Annotated in this window: 18 protein-coding genes and 1 tRNA gene; 13 read left to right on the top strand and 6 right to left on the bottom strand. The window is 37.4% G+C overall.

The window, feature by feature from the left end; all coding sequences use genetic code 11:
• Positions 1-279 precede the first annotated feature (279 nt).
• The gene (recQ, locus tag AC3QLY_RS03190; protein ID WP_081301270.1) at positions 280-2,580 is read right to left on the bottom strand and encodes a DNA helicase RecQ; all 2,301 of its coding nucleotides are present in this window, start codon (positions 2,578-2,580) and stop codon (positions 280-282) included.
• Between the two features lie 190 nt (positions 2,581-2,770).
• Here recQ and AC3QLY_RS03185 point away from each other — a divergent pair, with 190 nt between their 5' ends.
• From AC3QLY_RS03185 to ggpS, 8 genes are all read left to right on the top strand, one after another.
• Entirely contained in the window at positions 2,771-3,733 is a 963-nt protein-coding gene (locus tag AC3QLY_RS03185; RefSeq protein ID WP_074419896.1) for a KpsF/GutQ family sugar-phosphate isomerase, read from the top strand.
• A gap of 18 nt (positions 3,734-3,751) precedes the next feature.
• Positions 3,752-4,834, top strand: coding sequence for a mannose-1-phosphate guanylyltransferase (locus AC3QLY_RS03180; RefSeq protein ID WP_074419895.1), 1,083 nt, complete (start codon positions 3,752-3,754; stop codon positions 4,832-4,834).
• A gap of 175 nt (positions 4,835-5,009) precedes the next feature.
• The gene (locus AC3QLY_RS03175) at positions 5,010-6,389 is read left to right on the top strand and encodes an HAD-IB family phosphatase (protein ID WP_074419894.1); all 1,380 of its coding nucleotides are present in this window, start codon (positions 5,010-5,012) and stop codon (positions 6,387-6,389) included.
• A gap of 75 nt (positions 6,390-6,464) precedes the next feature.
• Positions 6,465-7,190: a sulfite exporter TauE/SafE family protein gene (locus tag AC3QLY_RS03170; RefSeq protein ID WP_074419893.1), complete on the top strand. Its 726-nt coding sequence runs from the start codon at positions 6,465-6,467 to the stop codon at positions 7,188-7,190.
• A gap of 157 nt (positions 7,191-7,347) precedes the next feature.
• A complete protein-coding gene (locus AC3QLY_RS03165; RefSeq protein ID WP_075051657.1) occupies positions 7,348-8,331 on the top strand; it encodes a glycosyltransferase in 984 nt (327 codons plus the stop codon).
• A gap of 23 nt (positions 8,332-8,354) precedes the next feature.
• A complete protein-coding gene (locus AC3QLY_RS03160; RefSeq protein ID WP_074419891.1) occupies positions 8,355-9,668 on the top strand; it encodes a gluconate:H+ symporter in 1,314 nt (437 codons plus the stop codon).
• Between the two features lie 152 nt (positions 9,669-9,820).
• The gene (locus tag AC3QLY_RS03155) at positions 9,821-10,810 is read left to right on the top strand and encodes an NAD(P)H-dependent glycerol-3-phosphate dehydrogenase (protein WP_075051658.1); all 990 of its coding nucleotides are present in this window, start codon (positions 9,821-9,823) and stop codon (positions 10,808-10,810) included.
• Positions 10,811-10,828: 18 nt separating this feature from the next.
• Positions 10,829-13,057, top strand: a complete 2,229-nt coding sequence (gene ggpS / locus AC3QLY_RS03150; RefSeq protein ID WP_074419889.1) for a glucosylglycerol-phosphate synthase — start codon at positions 10,829-10,831, stop codon at positions 13,055-13,057.
• A gap of 63 nt (positions 13,058-13,120) precedes the next feature.
• Here the strand turns inward: ggpS and AC3QLY_RS03145 are convergent, their stop codons facing one another.
• A complete protein-coding gene (locus AC3QLY_RS03145) occupies positions 13,121-13,597 on the bottom strand; it encodes a 6-pyruvoyl trahydropterin synthase family protein (protein WP_081301269.1) in 477 nt (158 codons plus the stop codon).
• Between the two features lie 101 nt (positions 13,598-13,698).
• On the opposite strand from AC3QLY_RS03145, the gene AC3QLY_RS03140 reads away from it, so the two are divergent.
• Both AC3QLY_RS03140 and AC3QLY_RS03135 read left to right on the top strand, forming a co-directional pair.
• Entirely contained in the window at positions 13,699-14,073 is a 375-nt protein-coding gene (locus tag AC3QLY_RS03140) for an acyl-CoA thioesterase (protein ID WP_218331140.1), read from the top strand.
• Positions 14,074-14,204: 131 nt separating this feature from the next.
• Positions 14,205-16,010 (top strand): hypothetical protein, encoded by a 1,806-nt coding sequence (locus AC3QLY_RS03135; protein ID WP_218331139.1) that lies wholly within the window; start codon positions 14,205-14,207, stop codon positions 16,008-16,010.
• A 94-nt stretch (positions 16,011-16,104) separates the two neighbouring features.
• Here the strand turns inward: AC3QLY_RS03135 and AC3QLY_RS03130 are convergent.
• Both AC3QLY_RS03130 and asnS read right to left on the bottom strand, forming a co-directional pair.
• Positions 16,105-16,180: transfer RNA gene (locus AC3QLY_RS03130), tRNA-Phe, on the bottom strand.
• A 123-nt stretch (positions 16,181-16,303) separates the two neighbouring features.
• Positions 16,304-17,752, bottom strand: coding sequence for an asparagine--tRNA ligase (gene asnS, locus AC3QLY_RS03125; protein ID WP_074419903.1), 1,449 nt, complete (start codon positions 17,750-17,752; stop codon positions 16,304-16,306).
• Positions 17,753-18,095: 343 nt separating this feature from the next.
• Here asnS and rho point away from each other — a divergent pair, with 343 nt between their 5' ends.
• Positions 18,096-19,826, top strand: a complete 1,731-nt coding sequence (gene rho / locus AC3QLY_RS03120) for a transcription termination factor Rho (RefSeq protein ID WP_074419886.1) — start codon at positions 18,096-18,098, stop codon at positions 19,824-19,826.
• A gap of 132 nt (positions 19,827-19,958) precedes the next feature.
• Here the strand turns inward: rho and AC3QLY_RS03115 are convergent, their stop codons facing one another.
• Positions 19,959-21,470, bottom strand: coding sequence for a DNA recombination protein RmuC (locus AC3QLY_RS03115; protein WP_074419885.1), 1,512 nt, complete (start codon positions 21,468-21,470; stop codon positions 19,959-19,961).
• A 383-nt stretch (positions 21,471-21,853) separates the two neighbouring features.
• Here AC3QLY_RS03115 and mnmH point away from each other — a divergent pair, with 383 nt between their 5' ends.
• Both mnmH and selD read left to right on the top strand, forming a co-directional pair.
• A complete protein-coding gene (mnmH, locus tag AC3QLY_RS03110; RefSeq protein ID WP_074419884.1) occupies positions 21,854-22,948 on the top strand; it encodes a tRNA 2-selenouridine(34) synthase MnmH in 1,095 nt (364 codons plus the stop codon).
• Positions 22,941-23,996, top strand: a complete 1,056-nt coding sequence (gene selD / locus AC3QLY_RS03105; protein WP_074419883.1) for a selenide, water dikinase SelD — start codon at positions 22,941-22,943, stop codon at positions 23,994-23,996. Before mnmH ends, selD begins: the two co-directional genes overlap by 8 nt.
• Positions 23,997-24,074: 78 nt before the next feature.
• Here the strand turns inward: selD and AC3QLY_RS03100 are convergent, their stop codons facing one another.
• Positions 24,075-25,148, bottom strand: a complete 1,074-nt coding sequence (locus AC3QLY_RS03100; protein WP_074419882.1) for an iron-containing alcohol dehydrogenase family protein — start codon at positions 25,146-25,148, stop codon at positions 24,075-24,077.
• Between the last annotated feature and the right edge of the window lie 37 nt (positions 25,149-25,185).

Below are 25,185 nucleotides of genomic sequence, written 5' to 3'. Positions count from 1 at the left end.
ATTTGTTGCCTGATAGATGGAAAAAAGAATGTTAAGTTTAATGGAATACAAAAAAATTAGGCCTTCAATAAGATTACACGTAGGCTTTCACCCAAAAGAATGATTTTTTATACCACACTAAAATTGATGATGCCTATAAAGTTATGAGGCGTAACAATACTCAAAACAAAGCCGAAAACAAGCAGCAGATCAGAAGCTCTGTTATCTGTGTTATTTGAATGGAAGAATGTAAAGTGAAAAAAAAGCAGCTACATTAACCATATTTGTATGTTTTTAAAATTACATGCCGTAAACATTCAAAAATTTAATGCGCATAATTTTGAGTTGCTCCCAGCTAAAACCATTTTCACTCAACTCCTGCTGTGCTACTTGCAATGAAGCTGTTTCACAGCCCTTAAAATAATCCAAAATTTCTTCCTGCTCATATTCATCTAACCATTCATCAATAGCATAGTCTAAATTTAATTTGGTGCCACTGGCTGCAATGGTTTCCATTTCTTCTAACAACTCATGCAATTGCAGATTTTTATTTTTTGCAATGGTTTCTAATGAAATTTTTTTATCAACATTTTGTATAATGTAAATTTTATTATTGTTTTTATTGGCCACACTCTTCATCACAAAATCATCGGGCTTAACAATATCGTTTTCTTCTACATATTTTGCAATCAGCTCAACAAAGGGTTTGCCGTATTTCAACGCTTTTCCTTTGCTAACACCCTGGCATTTCTCCAATTCCTCCAGTGTAGTAGGATACAATGTGGCCATATCCTGCAAAGAGTTTTCGAGGAATATAACAAAGGGAGGCAATCCTTTCTTTTTGGCCTCTTTCTGACGCAGGTCTTTCAATATTTCAAACAACACATCATCGGCAGCAGCACCTGTTTGTGAAGCATTTTCATTGTCATCATCATCATCTGTACCTTCTTCAAATAAATGATTCAGCACAATTTTGAAGGATACCGGTTTTTTTAAGAATTGCAAACCCTTTTCGGTCAGTTTCAACAAACCATATTCTTCAATATCTTTTCTAATTAAATTTTCTAACAAGGCTTGCCGAATAAGGCTATTCCAGTAATGACTATCCTGCTCTTTACCAATACCAAATTCTGTTAGGTTTTCGTGGCGGAACATGGCAATTTGCGGCGTTAATTTACCCATTACCACATTCACAACATAGTCGGTAACAAAACGCTCATCTAAAGCCTTCACGACTTTTAATAACTTTACAACATTTTCTTTGGCTTCTATTTTTTCTTTTGGATGTTTGCAGTTATCGCAATTCTGGCAATTTTCATCGGGCCAGTCTTCACCAAAATAATGCAATAAAATTTTTCTTCTACACACACTGCTTTCTACATAAGCAACGGTTTCATTAATAAGCTGTGCGCCCACTTCTCTTTCGCTCAGGGGTTTATCGCGCATTAAATGTTCTAATTTAGACACATCTTTATGCGAATAATAAAGCAGGCATAACCCTTCCATCCCATCGCGTCCTGCACGTCCGGTTTCCTGATAATAATTTTCAATTGATTTGGGAATATTATAATGTATTACAAACCGGATATCGGGTTTATCAATACCCATTCCAAATGCAATGGTAGCAACAATTACCTGCACATCTTCATTTAAAAATTTATCCTGCCGCTCGGCCCTTAATTTTTGGTCTAACCCGGCATGATACGCCACTGCTTTTATATTATTGGCCACCAGCAGATCGGCCAGTTCTTCTGTTGTTTTGCGGTTAAGGGTGTAAATAATGCCGCTTTTACCCTTGTGGCCGCTAATAAATTTTACAATGCTTTTAATGGTTTGTTCTTTGCTGAGTTTGGGCACTACTTCATAATACAAATTGGCCCTATTAAAAGAAGATATGAATATGTTGGGTTCATGTAATGATAAATTTTTTACAATATCACTTTGTACTTTAGGCGTTGCAGTTGCAGTGAGTGCAATAACAGGAATATCAGGATTAATTATATCCATCATTTCTCTTAACCGCCTGTATTCCGGCCTGAAATCGTGCCCCCATTCTGAAATACAGTGAGCTTCATCTACTGCAAAAAATGAGATTTTTAAATCGGAAAAAAAATCGAGATTTTCCTGTTTGGTTAATGTTTCAGGCGCTACATACAATAATTTGGTTTTGCCGGCCAGCAAATCTTCTTTTACTGCTTTTATTTGTCCTTTATTGAGCGATGAATTTAAGAAATGCGCCACATCATCTTTTTCGCTGTAACCGCGCACCAGATCTACCTGATTTTTCATCAAAGCAATTAAAGGCGATACCACAATGGCACATCCTTCCTGCATTAGTGCGGGTAATTGGTAACATAAACTTTTTCCGCCACCGGTAGGCATAATTACAAATGTATCCTGCCCACTTAAAATACTTTGTATGGCATCTAATTGCTTCCCTTTAAATTCCGAAAATCCAAAATGATTTTGAAGCGCCGCTTGCAAATCGGTAAGAAGCACAGATTTTTTATCCGTTTTACTTTTAACAGATGATGAAGATTTGGATTTTGCTGGTTTTTTGGCAGTAGCAGTAGCCTCATTTTTTTTCTTTGTCGTTGCCATGTATGGAAAAGATTTATCCTTTTAATTTTTTGTGCAAAGTGCATTCTTAAAGTACAACTTTTTTCTGTATCAAGCAGATTTTATTTTTTTGCAGTGAGAAAAAAGCGCCTGTTTTTAAAAAGGTGGGCGAAGTTAACAAAGCAACACTGTAAACGCAAGAGTTTGTTGTTAAAGTTTACCTTTGCGGGGCATGAACCAGCATATTATTCAAAAAGCCAAAGAAACCATTGCAATTGAAGCCGCTGCTATTCAGCGGCTGTCAGGTTTTGTAGATGAACAGTTTGAAGCCACAGTGCAGGCCATTTACCAATCAAAAGGCCGGATTGTGGTTACTGGCATTGGCAAAAGCGCAATTGTAGCCCAAAAAATTGTGGCCACTTTAAACTCAACCGGCACACCCGCTCTTTTTATGCATGCCGCCGATGCCATACATGGCGATTTGGGCATGGTACAGCGAGATGATATGGTAATGATTGTAAGCAAGAGTGGTGAAAGCCCTGAAATTAAAGTACTGGTACCTTTCATAAAAAATTTCGGCAACCCGGTTATTGCATTAGTAGGTGCAACAGATAGTTTTTTGGCAAAAGAGGCGCAATTCATTGTTCCATGCAGTGTTGAAAAAGAAGCTTGTCCCAATAATCTGGCACCCACCAGCAGTACCACTGCTCAAATGGTAATGGGCGATGCTTTGGCCGTTGCACTAATGACTTTAAATGGTTTTGACGGGAAAGATTTTGCCAAATACCATCCCGGCGGCAATTTGGGTAAACGATTGTACCTGAAAGTGGCAGATGTGTATGTACATAACCCGCAGCCCAAAGTACTGCCCAACGCAAGCTTAAAAGAAGTAATTGTAGAAATTACACAAAAAAGGCTGGGTGCTACTGCCGTAGTACAAAAAAACAATACCATTATTGGAATTATAACGGATGGCGATTTACGCAGAATGTTGAATAAAAGCAGTACGCTCGAAAACATTAATGCTGCAGATATTTTAACCCCACAACCCAAAACCATTGCTGCAGATACGCTGGCAGTAGAAGCATTGGAAGTATTAAAAAAATACGATATTAGCCAACTCATTGTTGCAGAAAACAATACCTATTTAGGCATTATTCATCTGCACGATTTAGTGAGAGAAGGCATTATTTAAAAAAGCAAATGATTTAACGTGAATAAAAATTATTATGTAGCCATTATGGCCGGCGGAATTGGCAGCCGTTTCTGGCCCAAAAGCAGAACTGCTTATCCTAAACAGTTTTTAGATATTTTAAATACAGGTAAAACACTCATTCAATGGACGTATGAACGCTTTGCTTCATTTATTCCTGCTGAAAATATTTTTATTGTTACCTCGCAAGAGTACACCCACATTGTAAGTACGCAACTGCCACAAATTAATGTTGACAATATTATTGCCGAGCCCAGCAGAAAAAATACCGCACCCTGTATTGCCTACATAGCTTTTAAACTGCAGCAAGAAAATCCTGATGCAGCCTTAATTGTAGCACCCAGCGACCATATGATTTTAGATAGCGATACATTTCAGAAAATTGCCTTGAAAGCCCTAAAATTTGTTTCTGAACAACCCGCATTACTCACACTGGGCATTAAGCCAACATACCCTAATACCGGTTATGGCTACATTCAACACGATGCACACGAAATAAAATCGGGCATTTTTAAAGTAAAAACATTTACCGAAAAACCCAATTTAGAATTGGCGAAAACATTTTTAAGTAGTGGCGATTTTTTATGGAATGCAGGCATTTTTGTTTGGAAGGTATCTACCGTTTTACAAACATTTGAAAAATACCAGCCGGAAATGTTTGAATTATTTGATAGTGAAAAAAACCATTTAAACACACCGGAAGAAAGAAATGCCATTCATCGCATTTATCCGCTTTGCACCAATATATCTATCGATTTTGCCATTATGGAAAAGGCCGATAATGTTTATGTATTACCCGCAGCATTTGGCTGGAGCGATTTAGGCACCTGGAACAGTGCCTACGAAAATTTAGATAAAGATTATTTGGGCAATGCCGTGGTAAGCGAAAACGTAATTGTGATTGATGCAACCAAATGTATGATTAGTGCCGAACAGGATAAATTAGTAGTGGTGCAGGGCATTGATGATTGTATAATTGTAGATACACCCGATGTGTTACTCATTTGCAAAAAAGACAAAGAACAAGCCATTAAAGAATATGTTGCCGAAATAAAACGCAACAAAGGCGATAAATATTTATAACAACCTTACTATCTTTAAAAAAACCTTCGGTAGCAACTCCGAAGGTTTTTTATGTCTATTTGCTATATTTAATATCTATTTAACACGATTAATTAATTTTTAATAATTAACTTTCCAAACTTCTACACCCTAAATCCAACATCCGGCACGCCTATACCACCCTTAAAATTAACTTATGGTTACTGTAATTATACCCACTTTAAATGAAGCAGAAAACATTGTTTCTGTTATACGTTTTGCCCAAGCTGATACCCTGGTTAGTGAAGTAATTGTTGTAGATGATAAATCAACAGACAATACCGTTTCTTTAGCCAAAAACGCCGGTGCAAAAGTGATTACCAGCACAAAATTGGGTAAAGGTGCCTCAATGAAAGATGGCGTTTTATGTGCACAAAATAACATTGTGCTGTTTTTAGACGGCGATATTGATCCTTATCCACATTTTACCATACCACTGCTGGTACAACCCATTGTTGATTATGAGGTTGATTTTGTGAAATCATCTTTTAATAGAAATGCAGGAAGAGTAACAGAACTGGTAGCCAAACCATTATTGAGTATATTTTTTCCTGAACTGATGCGCTTCAGTCAGCCTCTAAGCGGTATGATTGCAGGCAAAAAAGCATTATTTGAACAAATTGATTTTAGAGATGATTATGGCGTAGATATTGGCATTTTGATAGATATGCACCTTATGCATGTACGCATGAAAGAAGTTGAAATTGGTTATATAGAAAATAAAATTAAACCATGGCATGCATTGGGCAAAATGAGTAAAGAAGTAGCACAAACCATTATTTTAAAAGCTGCCCGTTCAAAAAATGCTCATTATAATTTAGAAGAGCTGTCTGTAATGAATGAAATTCGCTCTCAGATGGAATTTGCATTAACAGAATGCTTGCCCGAAACAAAAAAACTGATTCTGTTCGACATGGATAATATTCTGTTAAAAGGCAGATTTATTGATGCTTTTTCGGAAAAATATGCTTTAAAAAAAGAAATAATGGATATTCGGTCAACCGAAACAGATCCTGTTGCAATTACAAAAAGAATAACTACTTTATTGAAGGGAAAATCATTCGGAGAACTTATTCAAATAGCTGATGATATTCCGATTGTAGAAGATGCAGCAGCAGTTATCGACGAACTTAAACGCAGAGGCTATTTGATTGGGTTTGTTTCATACAGCTATGATTGCATTACCAATCATTTTAAAAATAAATTAGGCATGCATTTTTCATTAGGTAATGAATTAGAATTTTCGAAAAGCCTTTGCACCGGCGAAGTAAAAATACCTTCTTTCTGGTATAGCAGAAAAAACAGCCTTTGCAGGCATGCGGTTTGTAAAACAAACGCAATGTTGGCCATATTAGACAAGCATAAAATTAAAAGAGAAAACACCATTGCTGTTGGCAATAGCTTAAATGATATGTGTATGATTAAAGAGGCGGGAATGGGTATTGCCTTTTGCTCAAAAGATGAATTGGTAAACCACCATGCCGACATTATGATTAGTGAACCCGGATTTGCAGAAATTTTAAAAGTAGCAAAATAATGCGGTTGAATATTCAGTTAATGTATCAGCTTTACAGTAAACTATACAAAATAGCAGTCATCAATAACATTCGCTTTGGAGCATTTATATCTATTTATTTTTTTAGCATTCCTGGCTGAAATAGCCGGTACAGTGGGTGGTTTTGGCTCTTCTTTATTTTTTGTTCCAATTGCTGCTTATTTTTTAGATTTTCAATCCGTATTAGGCATTACAGCTTTGTTTCATGTATCCAGTAATATTTCTAAAATTGCTTTTTTCAGAAAAGGAATTGATACAATGCTAATAATTTATTTGGGCATACCGGCTGTACTCTTTGTTATTGTAGGTGCCTGGCTCACACAATTTATTGCCACTCAATTTTTAGAAATTGCATTATCCGTTTTTTTAATTGTAATTAGTTTGTTGTTTCTGTTTTTTAAAAACATACAAACATATCCCTCGCTGCTCAATGTTATTGCAGGCGGTACTGTTTCAGGATTTGTTGCCGGATTGGTAGGTACCGGCGGAGCCATCAGGGCATTGGTACTTAGTGCTTTTAATTTACAAACAGATGTGTTTATTGCTACTTCTGCCATTATTGATTTGGGCATTGATGTTTCCAGAAGTTTGGTATACTGGCACAATGGTTTTGTTCATAATCATGATTTGTATTTAATTCCAATTCTGTTAGTAGTTAGCATTATTGGCACGTATATTGGCAAGAAAATTTTAAACCATGTTTCAGAAAAACAATTTAAAAAAATTGTGCTTATTTTAATTTTATTAACCGGCATCTTTACATTATATAAGCTGATTCAATAAATTTTTGTTTCAATTTTCTCCAACAACCGGCATATAGTATTTATGCATTTAAACAATGAACTTTTTGTTTGATGCCAAAATCTATTTTATTTTCTGAGCACCTTTTTTACCTGGCAATATTTTTATCATTACTTTTAAATCTTTCAACTTTCTCAATATGCATATTGTAATTGTACACAACACTAAAATTCCTGTTCTAAAATATGGCGGAACAGAAAGAGCAATTTGGTATCTCGGCAAAACTTTAGCGGCCAAGGGTAACAAAGTAACCTTTCTGGTGCCGGCCGGTTCTACCTCATCTTTTGCAGATATTATTGTTTTAAATCCTGAAAAGCCCATTAATAAACAAATTCCTGAGAGTGCTGATGTTGTACACTTTAATCTAATGCCAAGAGAAGAAATAACAAAACCATACATATTTAATATGCAAGGCAATGTAAATGATGCAACATTGCTGGATATCAATACCGTATTTGTTTCAAAAAATCATGCGGCACGTTTTGGTTCCAAGTCTTTTGTTTACAATGGTATGGATTGGGATGATTATGGAAAGCCTGATTTAAATAATCAAAGAAAACAGTTTCATTTTTTAGGCGATGCTGCATGGCGGGTAAAGAATGTAAAAGGGGCCATTCATTCCATTTTGTTAACCAAAAAAGAAGAATTAATGGTTTTGGGTGGCAACCGATTAAATTTTAGAATGGGTTTTCGTTTCACCACCAGTCCGCGTATTCATTTTTACGGAATGGTAGGTGGCGAGGAAAAAAATCGTTTATTAAACCAATCCAAAGGTTTGGTATTTCCCGTTCGCTGGCACGAGCCGTTTGGCATTGCATTAACAGAAAGCTTGTACTTTGGCTGCCCTGTATTTGGTACACCGTATGGTTCTTTACCGGAAATTATCCAACCGGATGTAGGTTTTTTAAGTAGTAGTGCAGTGGAATTATCCAAAGCTATTGAAACCAGTGAAAGTTATAGCCGTATCCGTTGTCATGAATATGCCAAAGATATGTTTAATGCAGAAAAAATGACGGAAGCCTACTTAGAAAAATATGCAAGAGTAATGAATGGTGAAAAATTAAACAGCCAACCTCCACAGTTATTAACCATTCAAAAAGAAAAATTTTTACCATGGAATTAATTATTCATTGCTAATTCATCAATATGTTGCTTGTCATTGTATTCATTGCCATTGTATTGCTCATATTACTGATTACATGGGCTAAAGTAAATGCCTTTTTGGCTTTTATTGTGGTTTGCATATTTGCAGGGCTGGCTTTACACCTGCCACCCGCTTCAATTATGACATCGATAGAAAAGGGCATGGGCGATATGCTGGGTTCACTCGTTATTATCATTGCATTAGGTGCCATGTTGGGTAAACAGGTAGCAGCCAGTGGTGCTGCACAGCAAATAGCACAATCATTGGTGCATGCTTTTGGTAAAAAATATATTGCATGGGCTTTAACCCTTACGGGTTTTGTAGTGGGCATTCCACTGTTTTACGGTGTAGGCTTTGTGTTGATGGTACCCTTAATTTTTTCAGTAACCTATCGTTATCAATTGCCGGCAGTGGCAACCGGCTTGCCTTTATTGGCAGCACTATCGGTAACACACGGCTTTTTACCACCACATCCATCCCCTTCTGCGTTGGTTGCATTATTTCATGCCAACATGGGTATTACATTGTTGTATGGCCTCATCATTGCTATTCCTACTGTTATTATTGCAGGACCTGTGTTTTCATCCTCGTTAAAAAATATTGCCTCGACACCCTTATCGGCTTTTCAAATTCAATTAATTGAAACGGGAAAACTGCCGGGTGTATTCATTAGTTTTTTTGTGCCATTAATTCCTGTGCTATTCATTGGTTTGGCTACCGGCATTCAATCATTGGGTAATACCGAAAGTTTTCTATATCAAGTATCAGGCTTTATGGGCAATCCATCCATAGCATTGCTCATTGCATTAGCAGCAGCCACTTTTTTTTTAAAAGGGCCTGAACAGGAAACTATTTCAGTTACCATGAACCGTTATGGCGAAGCTGTGAAAGATGTGGTGATGATTTTGTTAATTATTGGCGGGGCCGGTTCATTGAAAGAAATATTAACACAAAGTGGTGTCAGTAACCAAATTGCTCATATTTTAGAAGGTACTGCCATTCCTCCATTGGTATTGGGATGGTTGATTGCTGCGCTAATTCGGGTATGCGTAGGCTCTTCTACAGTAGCGGGTTTAACAACTGCCGGAATACTTTTACCCTATCTTACTGCGCAGGGTGTAAATACCAATTTAATGGTTTTATCAATTGGTTCAGGCAGCCTCTTCTTTTCGCATGTAAATGATCCCGGTTTCTGGATGTTTAAAGAATACTTTAACGTTAGCATGAAAGATACTTTTAGATCATGGTCTTTAATGGAAAGTATTGTATCTGTTTTGGGATTAGCGGGTGTATTATTATTGAATGTATTTGTTTAAGTTATTACATCTGCTCCTTCTGCACAACCAGCTAATATAGGTTTGCAGTCTGTCAGTATTACGGTTCTCTAATGTAATTCTAATATACATTTTAACTCAAAAAAGCTAACTTTACAAATATCTTATACATTATTTTATTAATTTATTGAGTGATGCCGGAAAAAATTGCCGTTATTGGAAGCGGCAGTTGGGCAACAGCACTGGTAAAAATTTTTGCTGAGAGTGGCAATTCTGTTTCATGGCTTGTTCGTACAAAAAAACAGGCAGATTATATTCTTGCAAATGGAAGAAACCCGCGTTACCTCAGTCAGGCTGATTTAGACCTTCATTTTATTCATCCTACTACTCAGGCTAAAGATGCCATGAGTGGTGCTGACTGGGTAATTTTTGCTGTTCCCGCTGCTTATGTTCAAACTACAGTTCAATCATTAAAGCCCGAATGGTTACAAACCGCTCAGGTGGTTGTTTCTATTAAGGGATTTGTACCCGGCTCGGGGCAAATACCGAGCATGTATATTCATGAAAACCTGCAATTAAAAAATAATTGCATGGTATTAAGTGGCCCCTGCCATGCAGAAGAAATTGCATTACACAAATACACCTACATTACTATTGCAGGTGATGACGAAATAAAAGTTAGCAAACTACGAAACTGTTTACAGTTACCTTATATTAAAACTATTGCAAACACTGATCCAAAAGGAGTAGAATATGTAGCCATCTTAAAAAACATTATTGCAATTGCCAATGGCATAGCAGACAGCCTGCAATATGGCGATAACTTCAGAGCAGTATTAACCAGTAATGCCATGCGTGAAGTACAACACATTGTTAATACCATCGCTCCTAAAGAAAGAGGCTATTTTGATTCTGTTTATTTTGGGGATTTATTAACGACAGCCTATTCTGATTTTAGCAGAAACAGAACACTCGGCAAATTGGTAGGTCGGGGCATTCAGGTTAGAAAAGCCTTGCAGATTATGGAAATGGTAGCAGAAGGTTATTATGCTTCAAAAGAATTGCATCCATTCATTCAGCCCTTGGGCTTGCATGTACCGGTTATTAACAGTGTTTATCGCATTTTGCATTTACACGCCAATCCCTACCACGAAATAAAATTATTAGCACAGCAACTTCAATAAAGTTAAAACGAATTAATTATGTTATTAGCAACTGATCTTGATGGAACTTTTTTAGGGGGTAAAAGTATTGACAAACAAAAGTTATACCGGCTTATCAGAAAAAACGCAAACTTCAAACTCGTTTTTGTTACAGGCCGTGGCTTAGAAACAGTAATACCTTTATTAAATGACCCTATTATTCCAAACCCCGATTTTATTATTTGCGACGTAGGTGCCACCATCGTAAATGGCTATACGTTAGAATCTGTTGAATCTATTCAAAACGAAATTGAACAAAACTGGCCAGGCGAATTAAAAATTTTAGAACAGCTGAAAGATATTGCTACACTACAATACCAGGAAGTGCCACAGCAAAGGCGTTGCTCGTTCTTCCTCAATAACGAATCGGAAATAGCTGTGTTTGCGGATAAAGCAAGTGGATTGGGCTGTGACGTTATTCACTCTGCAGGAAAATACTTAGATATTTTACCAAAAGGAGTGAATAAAGGCTCTACACTTACCAAATTAATTCAATACTTAAATGAAAATACAGATAAGGTTTTAGTGGCTGGCGACACGTTAAACGATTTGGCTATGTACCAATGCGGATTTAAAGGCGTAGTAGTAGGAAATGCTGAAGAAGCTCTGATAAAAGCAACACAACCATTGCAAAAAGTATATCAGGCAAAGGCTGCAGGCGCCGGTGGCATTTTAGAAGCCATTGAACAATTTGAAAACTTGTCTGAACACATTACCGAATTAGATGAAATCATCATTCATAAAGAAAGCAGCGATATTCCGCAAATATTGATGTTGTATCACCGTTTCCCCTACGAAACTATTGAAGTAAACGGTCAAAAGCAACAGGTTGCACCCAAAAGCCCCAATGGCATTCTACCAACACTTCAGGGATTTTTTGCCAACGGTCGCTCCGGAGTTTGGATAGCATGGGAAGAAGTATCAAAAAAAAGTGAACCACTCCGCAATTTGTATATTGACAAAGAGAAGTACCCCAACTTAATGGCGTCTAGAATTGGCATCACCAAAAAAGAAATAGAAATATTTTATAAATCGTTTTCGAAAGAGGCATTTTGGCCTACTATATTTTCATTTATTGATAAAGCAAAATTTAATCACCACCATTGGGATCATTACGTAAACATCAATAAACTATTTGCCGAAAAAGCCGCAGAACAAGCCGACCATAATGCCATTGTTTGGATTCATGATTATAATTTGTGGTTGGTGCCGGGCTTCTTACGCGAACTAAGGCCCGATGTTACCATCGCATTCTTTCATCACACTGCATTTCCCTCAGCCGATACTTTTAATATTCTTCCCTGGCGCGGCGAAATAATTGGCAGTTTATTGCAATGCGATTACATTGGCTTTCATATTCCACGTTATGTTGAAAATTTTGTTGACGTTGCCAAAAGCCTTTTTCCGGTAACTGAGGTTGAAAAAACGAATTGTGCACCACGCTATTTAACTTATAGCACTGCGCTGGGTGTACAACAAATGACTACAATGATTGATACTGCACAGCGCAAAGTAAAATTAGGTGCTAATCCGGTAGGTATAAATGTGCAATACATTCAATCATTAATGCAACAGGCATCAACCCTTAAAAAAATTAAAGAAATTAAAAACCTATTTACCAATAAAAAAATGATTATTAGTGTAGAGAGGCTCGATTATGTAAAAGGCCCGCTTGAAAAAGTAATGGCTTTTGAACAGTTTTTACATGATTATCCTGAATTTCATGGCAAAGTTGAATTGGTAAATATTTGTACACCACCGGCACAGGGCATGAAAATTTATGAAAAAACACAACATGATCTGGAGCATGCTGTTGGCAGAATTAATGGTAAGTATGCCAACATGCAATGGGTACCCATTCGCTTGTTCTTTCGTTCTTTTCCTTTCGAAGAAATCATATCTTATTATGCAGCTGCCGATATTGCTTGGATTACCCCTTTACGCGATGGTTTGAATTTGGTTGCCAAAGAATATGTGGCTGTGCAAGGACAATTACCCAATGCTAAAGGGGTGCTTATATTATCTGAATTTGCAGGCGCCGCAGTTGAGTTGCCTTATGCCGTATTAACCAACCCATATGATGCCCGCTCATTAAAAGAAGGGTTAGTGCAGGCATTGTTGATGAGCGAGGGTGATGCACAAATGCGCTTACAACGTTTATATGAACAGGTTGCCTATTATGATATTGATTTTTGGGCTAAAGATTTTTTAGATAACTTGTTGAATTAAAAAACAGTACTGTTCTAAAAATTAAAAAATTGAATAATATTACTATGTTGAAAGCCGGCTTCATCATTCATGAAACCGGCTTTTAGTATTGATCCATTCCGCATAGGAATCGGCCGTTTCAAATAATTGCAGCTTTTGAAGTTGAATGGCATCGGGCAATAATAATTGTAATTGTTTCTGAATATACGATATTATATTTTCAGCCGAGGGTTCCATTTCCCAAATACGAACATTACTTAAATCTGCTAACTGTGGATGCGCCTGTATAAATGCCTTAGACACTACCACGCTATGATCTAATTGCTGAACAATGGCTTCATTTACAATTTTTTTTAACATTTTAAAATCAATCACAAATCCTGGAGCAAGTAAATATTCATCTGTAGCATTTTTAAGCGTAACAGAAACATGAAGTACATAAGAATGTCCATGTATATTTTTACAAGGGCCATCATATCCATAAATGGCATGTGCCATTTCAAATTTAAAAATCTTGGTTACCTGTATCATTACTTCCGTTTTGTTAATTGATGCTTTCAATATTGCTTATTAAAGCAGGGCAACAAAACTATTTTGATGCTTTTGTTTAAAACATGACAGTAATCATTTTATTTCAAAAAGAAATACTTTCTTTTTGAGCCGTGAAAGCAAAAAGTCCTAAAATATCTGCAACAACAAAAACTGAAATTGTTTGTCCCAATGATACCAATCCGATGGGAATATTGCAAGGCAGCCGCTTATTAAAATGGATGGATATTGTGGGTGCAATTTGTGCGCAAACACATACTGGTACCATTTGTGTTACTGCTGCTGTTTATAAAGCCGATTTTAAAAACACTGTGCAAGTTGGTAATATCATTAGCATTCATGCAACCATTACACGAACATTCAACACATCAATGGAAGTATTTGTAAAAGCCTATGCCTGTTCAGTTTTAGAAGGCCAGCCCTATTTAATTAGCGAAGCATATTTTTGTTTTGTAGCATTAGATCATATTGCAAAAAAACGTCGGTAAACAAATTGTTGATTCAAACAAAAAAAGAAAAAGAAGCTTATCATGCAGCAGAAAAGAGAAAGCATTATATGGCCAACTCCCCCACACAATAAAATAAACCGCTATACTTAAACTCTTTTAACTCATTAATCATGATGCAACATACTGCTCCCCACTCCTTTCATATTCCGGTAATGGGCCTGGCTTATACAATTGATTCGCCCATTAAAGTAGCCAGATTTGGTATTGCTTCTGCTATTTCTATTGTAGAAGATAATTTAATTGAAATGATGCGGCGGTATTATTATCATTCCGTTCAGGAAAAATTTTTCCCAATACCTGCAACAGAACAAGATTATCGGGCCAAAAGAATTACAGATTATTTAAATCTGGTCAATAAAATTGTACAACAGCAAATTGAAAAAGTAAAAGAGGCAGCATTTGAAACCGGATCAGATATTGTAAAATACTTTGAATTGTTGCCCGATAACAATAAATGGAAACAAGTGTACAAATTATTGATGCAGACGGATGATACGGATGAAAAAATAAACTCAGCACTACTACTGCGTCAACAAATTACAGCCGGCAGTATTGATGTAAACATAATGACCAAGGCCGATAAAAACAATTATGATAAAAATGGTACATTATTAGAAGATGGCTCAGATGCGGTAGCCGCATTGAGGGGTTATGCCAATAGCGACCTGAGCAATTCAACCATTATTTTTTCTGCAGGAATGAATCCACGAGTGTATAACTATTTAGAAAAATGCCCACAATTTGCAGCAGATGAGGAAGGAAATTTCAAAAAGAAAATAGCGATTAAAGTAAGCGATTATCGTTCTGCATTGATTCAGGGAAAATATTTAGCCAAAAAAGGAATTTGGGTGAGCGAGTTTAGAATAGAATCCGGCCTAAACTGCGGCGGCCATGCTTTTGCCACAGATGGATATTTAATGGGCCCCATTTTAGAAACCTTCAAAACAAAAAAAGAGGAATTAACCCATACGCTTTTTGAATTATATTATCAAAGCAATCTTGCAAAAAAAAGGCATATTGCCAACCATCCTCCACCTATTAAAATTACTATTCAGGGTGGCATTGGCACTGCTGAAGAAGCAAATTTTTTACAACAGTTCTTTCAGGTAGACAGTATTGGATGGGGAACACCATTTTTATTGGTTCCCGAAGCTACAACGGTTGATGAAGACACTCTGCATTTATTGTGTGCTGCAGGAAAAGAGGATGTGGTATTAAGCAAAAATTCTCCCTTAGGTGTTCGGTTTCACTATTTACGGGGTACCACTGCCGATAAAGAAAAAAATGACAGAATCAGCCGTGGAAAACCCGGCAGCCCTTGTACTGAAAAACATTTGGCATTTAATACAGAGTTTACGGAAGAACCTGTTTGTACTGCTTCTATTAAATATCAGCAATTAAAAATTGCACAATTACAATCGCTGAAATTACCTTATCATGAATATGAGCATCGGTTAAAAGAGGTGTTAGACAAAGAATGTTTATGTGTGGGATTAAGTAATGCAGCAGCCGCTGTGTACAATATTAGTTTTGTTAAAAATTATGAAGCAATTAATATTTGCCCGGGACCAAATATTGCTCATTTTTCAAAAATAGTATCACTGCAAAATATGGTAGACCACATTTATGGCAGAACCAATATATTAGCCAATAACAACAGGCCGCATGTTTTTATTGCAGAATTACATTTATACATTGCTTATTTAAAGGAACAATTGGAAGAAGATGGGCAGTTAAACAGTACAAACAGAACCAAATATTTTACAAGCTATATCAACAATTTGCATGAAGGTATTGATTATTATTTTAATTTGACAAATACCGGCCTTATCACGGATACAAATTTTAAAACCGCATTGCTTACAGCGCAAAAAGAGATACAGGCTATTGCTACGATGAAAATACTTTGTATGTAAAAATCCCTCTTGCATTTTCATTATGAAAATTTGCACGATGAAGATATCTGAATACACATAAAAAAAGCTTCGAAGTATTCGTTCGAAGCTTTTTTGGTGGTGTGGGGCGGGATCGAACCGCCGACACAAGGATTTTCAGTCCTTTGCTCTACCGACTGAGCTACCGCACCATCCTTGCCCTTACGGGGCAGCAAATATAGGGAAGTACAATTATTTTATTACAAGATTCCCTAAAAATTATTCTAAATTTTATTTTTGCAGCAAAACATTCTACCTGCAAGCAACATATTTATTTAAAAAGAGCAATTTTTTGGGGTACGTGCAAAAGGAATTACATCACGAATATTCGTCATTCCTGTTACAAATTGTACCATTCTTTCAAAACCCAAACCAAAGCCGGCATGTGGCACCGTTCCAAAGCGGCGAGTATCTAAATACCAGCTCATTTCTTCAACAGGTATATGCATCGATTCCATTCTTTTTTGCAAAACTTCCAAACGCTCCTCTCTTTGTGAACCGCCAACAATTTCACCAATACCAGGTGCTAAAATATCCATGGCGGCAACGGTTTCCTTACCCGGTTCGCATCCATCATTCATCCGCATATAAAAAGCTTTAATGGCGGCGGGGTACCCAGTAACAATCACCGGTTTCTTAAAATGTTTTTCTACCAAATACCGTTCATGTTCGCTTTGCATATCTATCCCCCAGCTTACTTCATATTTAAATTTCTTTTTCTTATAGGCGGGGCTGTCTAATAATATTTGAATGGCTTCTGTATAGGTAATTCTTTCAAACTGGTTATTCACAACAAAATTCAATTTGTCCAATAACCCCAGTTCACTTCTTTCATTGGCAGGTTTTTGTTTTTCTTCTTCTGCCAGGCGCTGGTCTAAAAACTGCAAATCATCACTATTGTGCCCCATTACGTAACGAATCAGGTATTGAATAAATGATTCGGCTAGGTTCATATTGTCTTCTAAATCATAAAAAGCCATTTCCGGCTCAATCATCCAAAACTCAGCCAAATGGCGGGTGGTATTTGAGTTTTCGGCTCTGAAGGTGGGACCGAATGTATATATTTCACTAAACGCCATGGCACCCAGCTCGCCTTCTAATTGCCCACTTACTGTTAAATTGGTAGATTTTCCAAAAAAGTCTTCTTTAAAGTTAACAGATCCATCTTCATTTCTGGGTGTGCCGTCAAAGGACAGTGTGGTTACGCGAAACATTTCACCGGCGCCTTCTGCATCGCTGGCGGTAATAATGGGAGTATGTAAATAAAGAAATCCTCTTTCATTAAAAAACTGGTGTACGGCAAAAGCAAGTGAATGTCTGATTCTGAAAACAGCACCAAAAGTATTGGTTCTAAAACGCAGGTGTGCAATTTCTCTCAAAAACTCCAGACTATGTTTTTTGGGTTGAAGCGGGTATTTTTCCGGATCGCTATCACCCAATATCTCAATTGAGGAAGCCGGAAGTTCGATAGACTGGCCTTTACCAACACTGGCTGCAATAGTACCCTGTACTTTTAAAGATGCCCCGGTAGTAATGCGTTTTAAAGTTTGTTCGGGCAACATGCCAAGATTTACAACAACCTGAAGATTATTATTGGTACTGCCATCATTTAAGGCAATAAACTGGTTATTTCTAAAAGTACGTACCCAACCCATTACAGTTACTTCGGTACCAATTGGCACTTGTTGCAATAAGGCCTTAATTTTAATGCGTTGATTCAACATTTGGCTGCTTTTAAATGATTCGTATACGGAAAAATACAGGGCTGCAAAGATACAGCCATTCATGGCAATGAAAATGGCTTTACACCTGCAATTTCAAACAAAATCCGGCCTGCTTTTTATGATAATTCACTATTTTTATACCTGTTTCAAAGAAATATTTCTTTATTTTGAACATTTTACAGTAACATTGCAGCGGAAACAAACTGGTTTGACACGAACGCCAATCCCGCAGACATATCAGTTTACCTCTTTTCCGCAAATACCAATCATTTTCAAGTCTCAATTGCATTATTAAAAAACACATCGAGAACGCTAAAGAAAATTTTTCTATTTAACACATTCTATGTACGACATCTTACAACTGAACGACATGCTGGTTCCAGAACTACTGGACATTGCCGAAAATTTAAAAATTACCAACGCCAAAAAATTAGATAAACAGGATTTGATTTATAAGATTCTGGACAGTCAGGCTGTGGAAGCGAGTGAAAAACAAGATAAAAAGGTTGCAAAAAAATCAACCGGCAAACCCAAAAAAGCTGCAACGGTAAAAGCCACCACCGGCAATACTACTGAAGAAGCTATTGTAATGCAGGACGAACCCGAAACTGAAGAAACAGGCAATGCAGGCAGTAACAGGCCCATTATGCGTCATCGCAAATCCAAAAAAACGGAAGAAGCACTTGTTGAAAAAGTACAGGAACCCGGCAGCTTAGATGAGAAAACGGCTTTATTGGCACAACAAATGTTGCAGGCTACTGAAGAAAAAGCAGCAAGAGAGAAAAAAGCAGCAAGGGAACACCATCACCCGGCTCCAAAAAATACCAACGACAATACTGCCAGAACAGAAAGCAGTGAAGAAGCAAAAGAAAATTCGGAAGAAAATCAAAATCCGCAAACCGAACCTTCGGTACCACATCAGCGGCCACATCAGCGTCAGCAGGTCTTTAATATTGAGTTTGATGGTGTAATTGGTGGAGAAGGTGTATTAGAAATGATGCCCGATGGCTATGGCTTTTTAAGGAGCAGCGATTATAATTATCTAAGCTCACCCGATGATGTGTATGTTTCCCCTTCTCAAATAAAATTATTTGGTTTAAAAACCGGCGATACGGTTTCCGGTTCCGTTCGTCCGCCTAAAGAAGGAGAGAAGTATTTTGCACTATTGAAAGTAGATGCCATTAACGGCAAGCGTCCTGACGAAGTAAGAGACCGTGTGCCTTTTGATTATCTTACCCCTTTATTCCCTTTCGAAAAATTAAACTTATTTACTTCTGCCAACGATTACAGCACCCGCATCATGGATTTATTTACGCCCATTGGTAAAGGCCAGCGTGGTTTAATTGTGGCACAACCTAAAGTGGGTAAAACCATGTTGTTAAAGGCCGTGGCCAATGCCATAGCCGCCAACCATCCGGAATGTTATTTAATGGTGGTTTTAATTGATGAAAGGCCTGAAGAGGTTACCGATATGGAACGCAGTGTGCGGGCAGAAGTAATTGCCTCAACATTTGATGAGCCTGCAGAAAAACATGTAAAAGTTTCTACCATTGCCCTTCAAAAAGCAAAACGATTGGTAGAATGTGGCCATGATGTAGTGATTTTGTTGGATAGTATTACCCGTTTGGCAAGGGCACACAATACCGTTGCACCTTCCAGCGGTAAAGTATTGAGTGGTGGTGTGGAAGCCAATGCCATGCAAAAACCCAAACAATTTTTTGGTGCAGCCCGTAAAATTGAACATGGTGGTTCACTCACCATTCTGGCAACCGCTTTAATTGATACCGGCAGCAAAATGGATGAAGTAATTTTTGAAGAATTTAAAGGAACCGGTAATATGGAATTGGTATTAGATCGCAAATTAGCTAACCGCCGTATTTACCCGGCTATTGATTTGGTGGGTTCTTCCACTCGCCGCGATGATTTGCTGTTGGATAAAGAAACCTTGCAACGGATGAACATTCTTCGTCTGTTCCTGAATGATATGAATACCGAAGAAGCCATGACGGAATTATTAAAAAGAATGCGCGGCACCAAAAACAATGAAGAGTTTTTAGCCAGTATGAACCGATAAAACACGTAAATATTTTCAAAAAACCCGCATCTGGTAATTAGCTGGGGTTTTTTAATAATTTAATAAGTGTTATTTTGTGCTGGCAATTTACATCATACCCTAAAGGCATACTAACATATGCTTCAATAGCATTTAAGATGCAACATCATCTATTGCATCCTCATTGGTATCTAAAATAATTTTCGATTCACCGGCAGGCAATTCCTGTACATTTCTTAGCCTACGCTCAATGGCTCTGGTGCGTACTTCAGATGTATCAATCACATTCGTAGCTTCAATGAGTTTCTTTTTGGTTTTGGCTAATACATCACCAAACTGCCCAAACTCGGTTTTCACTGCACCCAGCAAGTCCCAAACTTCGCTGCTGCGTTTTTCAATGGCCAAAGTTCTAAAGCCCATTTGCAAGCTATTGAGTAAAGCACTTAAAGTTGTTGGGCCTGTTATGGTAATTTTATAATCTTTTTGCAACTGCTCAAAAAGTCCGGGAACCCTTAAAACTTCACCAAATAAGCTTTCATAAGGTAAAAACATAATGCCATATTCGGTTGTATTCGGTGGGTCAATGTATTTTTCTTTGATGTCTTTTGCGTTCTTTTTAATTCCATTGATAAAAGCCTTTCGGTATTCATCAATTTTTTCAGCATCCCCTTTTTCATAAGCATCCACCAATGCTTCATAATCTTCTTTCGGAAATTTTGAATCTATTGGCAACCAAAGTGTTTTCTCTAAATTGTTGCCGTGGGGCATCTTAATAGCAAATTCTACTACAGCACCGCTTCCTGATTTTGTTTTTACATTCTTCTCATACTGCTCATTCGTTAATAAATCTTCAATGATGTTCTGTAATTGGTATTCTCCCAAAACACCTCGCGATTTTACATTACTCATCACTTTTTTCAAATCGCCCACACTTACAGCCAGGGTTTGCATTTCGCCCAAACCTTTGTGAACGGCTTCTAATCTGTCGCTCACCTGTTTGAAGGATTCACCAAGTCGTTTTTCCAAAGTTTCATTGAGTTTCTCATCAACGGTTTTGCGCATTTCTTCCAATTTTTTCTCATTGCCTTCCTGCATGGTTTTTACCGATGTTTCTAAAGAAGATTTGAGTTCAGAAATTTTTTCGCTGTTAGCGGCGTTTTGTGTTTGCTGACTTCTTTCAAATGCTGTAAACTGTTCTTTTAATCGTTCTTTGTAATCTTTTAAAGCATCGTTTAATTCCCGCTTAAACACATCCAGATTTTCTTTTAGTTCCGTTCTGCTTTCCTTGCTGTTACTGTCTATGCTTTTTTGAAAGGCAACTAATTTTTCTTCAAAAGTTTTGCGGATAACTTCTAACTTTTCTTCGTTGGATTTGGTCAGGTTGCCGAATTGCTCTGAAAAGGTTTGCGTGAATTTGTTGAGTTGCTCGCCAATTTCGCCTCTTAAATCTCTCGCTGTTTCTGCACTTTCTCTTCGATTGGTAACAAATTCATCTTTCAGGTTTTTCTCGGTGTCTTTCAAATTGGAAATCATATTTCCAATAAAAATTTTGATTTCGTGTAATTCATTACCTGCAGTTTGCTTACCTGCCCTGAGGGTGAGCACGATGTTTACGATGATTAGTATCGCAAGAACGGGAAGGAATATGTATAGGATTAACGTCATTATTGATTTAATTTTTTATTGCGTTTTGCAGGAGGCAAAAAGTTTTCATTGGTGATCACTTTTTTTAATTTCAACATTCTTTAAATTTCGATAGACAGGAATTGCACTGTTTTGTTGAACTCAGCTTAAAATTATCTTTCACAAAATACGAATTTATGTTTTCCATATATCAATTTAAGGGTTATTCAGGAAAAGTTATAGGCTGCGGAAATGTATTTGTGAAAACACCATTTGCTTTTATAGTAAAACAGGCACCTAATCTCTAATTTTAATTTGACTGCAAAAAGGAGATGTATACAGTTCCCTGCACCTTACAACCACCTGCCCACCGCTCATGCAAGTATATTCAATTTTAATTCATCCCGGCTAAGCAATGATGCTCAATGCTTGTACATTTGCAGGCAATGGCTATTGAAACAATACATATCGATGCATTTTTATCATTAGCGCAACAATATCCGGTGTTTGATGTGAGAAGTCCGGCAGAGTTTGAACATGCGCATATTCCACAAGCATTTTCGTTGCCGCTTTTTACTAACGAAGAAAGGACTATTGTAGGTACCCACTATAAACAAATTAACAAACAGCAGGCTATTAAAACGGCACTACCATTTTTTGCACAAAAAATGGTGCCCATGATTGAAACGGTTGAAAACATCTTGAAAACAAATAATAACATTCAATCAACTGTTTTAGTGCATTGCTGGCGTGGCGGCATGCGCAGTGCAGGTGTAGCATGGCTGTTGAATTTATATGGCTTTCAGGTATATACATTGCAGGGTGGATACAAGGCCTACCGGCAATGGGTGTTGCATCAGTTTGAAAAAAAATATGTATTACGCGTTATTGGTGGTTATACAGGCAGTGGCAAAACAAAAATATTACAGCAATTAGCCAAACAACAATATCCGGTTATTGACTTGGAGGGACTGGCCCGGCACAAAGGCTCTGCATTTGGCGGGCTCGATACCCCTGCACAACCCACACAGGAAATGTTTGAAAATAATTTAGCAACGCAATTGTATCAATTACAAACAAAGGCAGTAAAACACAATGCTACCATTTGGCTGGAAGATGAAAGTCAACGCATTGGAAATATAAACATACCCCTGTCTTTTTTTGAACAAATGCGCCATGCGCCTGTTTATTTTTTCAATATTCCTTTTGAAGCAAGACTGGATGAAATAATGTTAACCTATGGCTCAGCCCCAAAAGAAAAAATTGTAAATGCCATTCTACGTATTAAAAAAAGGTTAGGCGGTTTGGCTACCAAAAACGCTATCAATTTTTTACTGGAAGACAATATAAAAGATTGTTTTGCTATTTTATTGCAGTATTATGATAAAGCCTATACCAAAGGATTGTATAACAGAGCGCATGTTGAGCAGATGGTTACAAAGTTAGATGCCCCATCTACCAATGCAAGCAACAATACTTATTTACTAACTACACTACTAAAAACAAAACAGGATGGCTGATAGTATTTTCGTTAAATTAACCGCATATTCGCATGGTGCAGGCTGTGGCTGCAAAATAGCACCGCAGGTGTTGGATCAAATTCTGCAATTGAACGTAACGGCACCAGACAATCAAAAATTACTGGTAGGCAATCATCAAAAAGATGATGCAGCGGCATATGACCTGGGTAACGGTACCGCATTGATTAGTACCACCGATTTTTTTATGCCCATCGTTGATGATGCTTTTGCATTTGGAAAAATTGCAGGCGCCAATGCCATTAGCGATGTATATGCCATGGGCGGAAAACCTGTTTTGGCTATTGCTATTTTAGGATGGCCGGTTGATAAAATACCTGCCAGTGTTGCACAACAGGTAATAGAAGGTGCCAGAGCCATTTGTAAAGAAGCCGGTATTCCATTGGCCGGTGGACACAGCATAGACAACCCCGAACCAATTTTTGGTTTGGCCGTAAATGGATTGATAGCTATTGAGCATTTGAAAAAAAACAGCACTGCACAAAAAGGTGATGTTTTATTATTAACCAAACCTTTGGGTATTGGTTTACTCTCTACAGCTCAAAAAAGAAATCTTTTAACGGAACCGGATTTACAGTTAATGATACGGCAGCTTACACAATTGAATAAAGCAGGAGAAGATTTAGGTGCATTTACCGCAGTTCATGCGATGACCGATGTAACCGGCTTTGGCCTGCTGGGGCATTTGGTAGAAATGTGTGAAGGAAGTAATCTTTCTGCAGAATTGTATTACAGTAAGGTTCCGGTGTTAAGTAAAGCAAAAGAATATATAGCCATGAAAACCATACCCGGCGGCACTAAAAGAAACTGGGATAGTTATGGACATAAAATTCATTTTTCTAATCAAATTAATCAGGATGAAGCTGCCATTATTCTACCGGACCCACAAACCAATGGCGGTTTGTTAATTGCTGTTGCAGCAGAAGGCCTGTCTGATGTGCAACAATTATTGCAATCTCATCATTTATATGCCGAAGTAATTGGAACAATCACAGATAAAAAAGAAGATGTAGTTACAGTACTTGAATAAAAGTAACAAATTAATAAACAATAAAATAAAATTGAAAAGACAATACACGTAACGGTATTGCCTTTTTGTTGGTTGAATTTATAATTTTTCGTAGAGTTTCCTTAGCTTATCTCTGGTCATAATTTTTTCCCAGTCTTTACCCAGTGCGTTTTCCCACAGAGGTTTCATTCCCATTGATACGTCCATCATGGTTTCCAACTGTGCATCGGTAAGGCCTTTGCAAATACCGGTTGGAATTTCAACTTTGTTTTTTTCAACCATCTGCTTAAACTCAGCAACTCCTTCCGGATAATATTCTTCCAAATGGTTCATTACAATACAATTACCAATACCATGTTTTGTTCCTAACAAATAACTTAAACCATAACTTACGGCATGTGCTACACCCACTTGCGAATAAGCAATACTCATGCCACCGGCATAAGAGGCCATCATTAACTGGTTATCGCTTTCATCATCCCACACCTCTTTTTCTAAAAAAACTTTTTGGCAAAGTTGCAAGGCTTTTTCGCCGTAACTTTTACTAAAATCATTCAAATAAGTACCCTGTAAACTTTCTATACAATGTATGTAACAATCCATTCCTGTATAAAAGCGTTGATTAACCGGAGTGTCTTTTATTAGTTCCGGATCAAGTACTATTTGATCAAACGGAGTAAAATCAGAATTCATTCCCAATTTACGGGTGGGGCCGGTTAATACTGTTGTTCTGGAAACTTCGGCACCAGTACCGCTAAGTGTAGGAATACCTGCTTTATAAACGCCGGGGAATTTTACCAAATCCCATCCTTGATAATCTGCTGACGATCCGGGATTGGTCATCATTAACGATACCGCCTTTGCTAAGTCCATGGTACTGCCACCACCTATTCCTATTACCCCGCTAATGGTACCAAATTCATTTTTTAATTGTTGAGCCAGCGCATCTACCTGCGTTGTTTTTGGCTCATGGGTAACATCTACAAATATCACTCTATCTTTTCCTCTTACCGGTATTCGGTTCACCAAGGGTTTATCTTTAAAAAAATGATCCACTAAAAATACCATTGGGGCATCACCTTTACGTTGCGGTGCTAAAATTTCATCTAACTGATTAAAACTACCACGGCCATATACCACATAGCCAATCATTTTAAAATTTCTGAATTGCATACTTATAATGCTTTACGGGGTTAAGCCGGTGCCATCA

Source organism: Hydrotalea sp. GW822-HT8A01, from assembly GCF_058798575.1.
The sequence above is the reverse complement of the archived record's forward strand: the minus strand, read 5'-3'. Positions and strand labels throughout refer to the sequence as shown.